Origin of the sequence: Thioalkalivibrio sp., from assembly GCF_041685615.1 — a bacterium.
Lineage (GTDB): Bacteria > Pseudomonadota > Gammaproteobacteria > Ectothiorhodospirales > Ectothiorhodospiraceae > Thioalkalivibrio.
This window is the reverse complement of the sequence record NZ_JAWLFK010000059.1, coordinates 6228-8972: the sequence shown is the minus strand read 5'-3', so window position 1 is coordinate 8972 and position 2745 is coordinate 6228. Positions and strand designations below refer to the sequence as shown.

The 2745-nt window shown below is 66.6% G+C and carries 4 protein-coding genes; all 4 read right to left on the bottom strand.

The genetic code is table 11. The features are described from left to right. On the bottom strand, window positions 1-606 hold a 606-nt coding region (locus ACESLR_RS10505; protein ID WP_373067317.1), incomplete at its 3' end, for a hypothetical protein. A gap of 73 nt (window positions 607-679) precedes the next feature. Further along, window positions 680-1195 carry an MOSC domain-containing protein gene (locus tag ACESLR_RS10500; RefSeq protein WP_373023911.1) on the bottom strand — a complete coding sequence of 172 codons (516 nt, stop codon included), beginning with the start codon at window positions 1193-1195 and terminating at the stop codon, window positions 680-682. Beyond that, complete coding sequence (locus ACESLR_RS10495) at window positions 1192-1842, bottom strand: class I SAM-dependent methyltransferase (RefSeq protein ID WP_373067324.1); 651 nt, start codon at window positions 1840-1842, stop codon at window positions 1192-1194. Before ACESLR_RS10495 ends, ACESLR_RS10500 begins: the two co-directional genes overlap by 4 nt. Before the next feature lie 26 nt (window positions 1843-1868). After that, window positions 1869-2555 (bottom strand): zinc metallopeptidase, encoded by a 687-nt coding sequence (locus tag ACESLR_RS10490; protein WP_373023909.1) that lies wholly within the window; start codon window positions 2553-2555, stop codon window positions 1869-1871. Window positions 2556-2745 lie beyond the last annotated feature (190 nt).

Below are 2745 nucleotides of genomic sequence, written 5' to 3'. Positions count from 1 at the left end.
GCCGCCTTCGCCGCCTTGTTGCGGCTGCTGTTGTTGCTGTTGCTGTTGCATCTGCTGCTGCAGGGTCTGCATGCGCTCGATCACGTCGTCGATGTCGGCGTTCTCGTCGCGCATGGCGGACATCAGCTCTTCACGCAGGGATTCCTGGGCTTCCAGGATCTCCTCGTCCTCCGCGACGGACTGCTGGGCCTCCTGCAGGTTCATTTGCGCCTGCTGCACGTCCTCGGACTGGATGACTTCCTGGCGCTCCTCCGCGCTCAGGTCCTCGTCGCGCAGCTGCTCTTCGGCGGACTCCAGGGTCTCCAGGTCACGGCGTGGCTCGTAGCCGGCGGATTCCATCTTGTCCAGAACCAGGTTTTCCAGTTCTTCGCCCTGCTGTTCCAGCTGCGGGTTGTTCTCGATGGCCTGCTGCTGGGTCTCGGACAGGGTCTGCTGAAGTTGTTGCATTTCCATCTGCGGGTTGCCGCCCTGGCCACCCTGCATACCCATGCCGCCCTGGCCCTGCTGCTCCTGCTGGCCCATGCCCTGGGCCATGACGAGCGGGCTGGCCAGCGCGAGCGCGGCAGCGGCGATCAGTCCGGCGAGGGACTGGGAACGAATCTTCATAGAATTTCTCCTTGTGAGTAGATGCATAGAGTAGACAATCGCACTTAACCCCAGCTTAACAAGCGTCGCGCGCTCATGCTGGAGCGCGCGCGTGCCAGGTGACCCGGGCGCCGGTTCTTAGCGTCCCGGAGCGCACCACGTCAAGGCAAATGCCGCTGTCGAGTCCAAGGGCCCGTGCGAGGTTGTCACCCGTTAACTGGTTGAGATACCCACAGGGCGGGCGGGGTCGTCCGATCTTCAGGACGGCGTCCTCGATGAAGAGGAAGCCACTCTGGCGCGGCATGCGGTACCAGCCGGAGACCACGAGATTGCGGCGGTGTTCCCCGGGTTCGATGGGGCCACCACGACGCTGTGACGCCCGTTGCAGTTCGGGGACGGTAATCAGGGTCACCGGGCAACTCTCCACCGCATGCCAGTGCCCGCGGTTCGTGGCGTAGCGATCCCCGCGCAGTCCGCTCCCCGCGATGGCTTCGATCGCGTCCACGGATTCCATGGGGTCGCCCGCGGCGGTGCAGACATGGATCGCCTGCAGCCGCGCCGCGGGCGGTCCGAACCAGTCCGGGCGCCAGGCGCGCAGGCGGTCGATCATCGCGGCCGATCCTCCGTCCGCGTGAACAGGGCGACGTCGCGTTCGGGCAGGGCGAGGGCGCAGTCCAGCCGTTCGGCGATCCAGTGCAGGCTCGCCGGTCCGTAAAAGGCGACATGGGTGGGGTCGCGGCGGTAATGCCAGCGGCGGAACCGGGCCGCTTCGGGTAGCCATTCGGTCATCACGGCGAGAAGCCCGCCAGGGCGCAGGGCATCCAGCATGGTCCGCAACGATCTCATCGGGGCGTGCAGGTGTTCCAGCACCTCGGTACAGGTGACGAAGTCCCAGCCGCCGTCGGGTGCGCGGGCCGTTTCCGGGGCAAAGGCCGGGTCCCAGATGCCCATGGTGTAGCCCTGCTGGCGCAGCAGGTCCGCCAGAACGGGCTGTGGGCCGCAACCCCAGTCGAGTCCATGGGCCGGGGGCGGTAACGCCGCGAGCAGTGGCGTGATCAGGCGCTGCAGGTGTTGCCGGTAGCCGGGATCATCCGGCCGGTTTTCGTGCGTACGATAGTAGGTTCGCTCCGCATCGCGCCGGGGCCAGGCGCCGCGTTCGAGCGCGATCACGTGGCACGCCGGGCAGCGACGATAGTCGCCGGGCGAGGCGTCGCCGATCCCGCGATGATGAAACGGTCGGCTGGATGCCCCGCACAACGGGCATGGCGTCGGGCCGGGCCCGTTCATCGGCGCAGGTACCGGAACCACCTGGCGATGTTCAGCAGGCTCAACAGCGATTGCGACAGGTAGGTATAGGCGGCGGCCTTCAGGATCCGCTCCGCATGGGGATAGTCGGGCGGGTGCAGGTACTTTCCGTCGCGCAGTATGGGCATCGCACGGCGGAAGCTGGCGTCGAACTCGGTGGGCAACGTGATGAAGTGGACCAGCGCGGCGAGTCCCATGGAGAGCACCCCGGCCAGCAGGAACAGGATCGCGGGCGCCGGGTGACGGGCGATAATCGTGACGAAGGGGATGGCGACCAGCAGCCAGGCGCCGATCTGCTGACCATACCCCGCGACGCAAACCAGGTAGCTGCGCATTCGGAGCGGGGCGTAGCCCTCGGCATGCTGCAAGGCGTGGCCGACTTCGTGAGCGGCGACGGTGACGGCCGTGAGCGAGTGGCCATCGTGGTTCTCGGGCGACAGGCGGATGGTGCAGGATTCCGGGTCGAAATGATCCCCGTCCTTGGTGGTCTCGATCCTGACCTTGTGCAGTCCGTGCCGATCCAGGATATCGCGCGCCAGCTCGGCGCCATTGCCCGCGTAGCGATCCGGGGGCTGGTGGTATTTCCGCATGATGTGGCGTACCCAGAGGCCCGGTGCCCAGGCCACGAGCAGCAAAAGAGGAGCGAGCAGGATCAACAGTCGCATGTGGCTATATTGACCCAGATCTCCCCATGCCGGAAAGGGTCAACTGGTCCGGCAGGCGTCCATGTCGCCGCAAGGCCGTCGGCGAACCGGTCGGGGCACAGTACTCATCAGTCCTCGGACTCGTCGAAGTCGCCCTTGCGCTTCGGGTTCGGGCGGGCGCGGCGGTCGTGCGAGTAGTCGTGGTCGTCAC

Bases quoted from the DNA above. Each gene is read 5' to 3' on its own strand.
- ACESLR_RS10500 (WP_373023911.1), bottom strand. From the start codon at position 1,195: ATGATCGACCGCCTGCGCGCCTGGCGCCCGGACTGGTTCGGACCGCCC.
- ACESLR_RS10490 (WP_373023909.1), bottom strand. From the start codon at position 2,555: ATGCGACTGTTGATCCTGCTCGCTCCTCTTTTGCTGCTCGTGGCCTGG.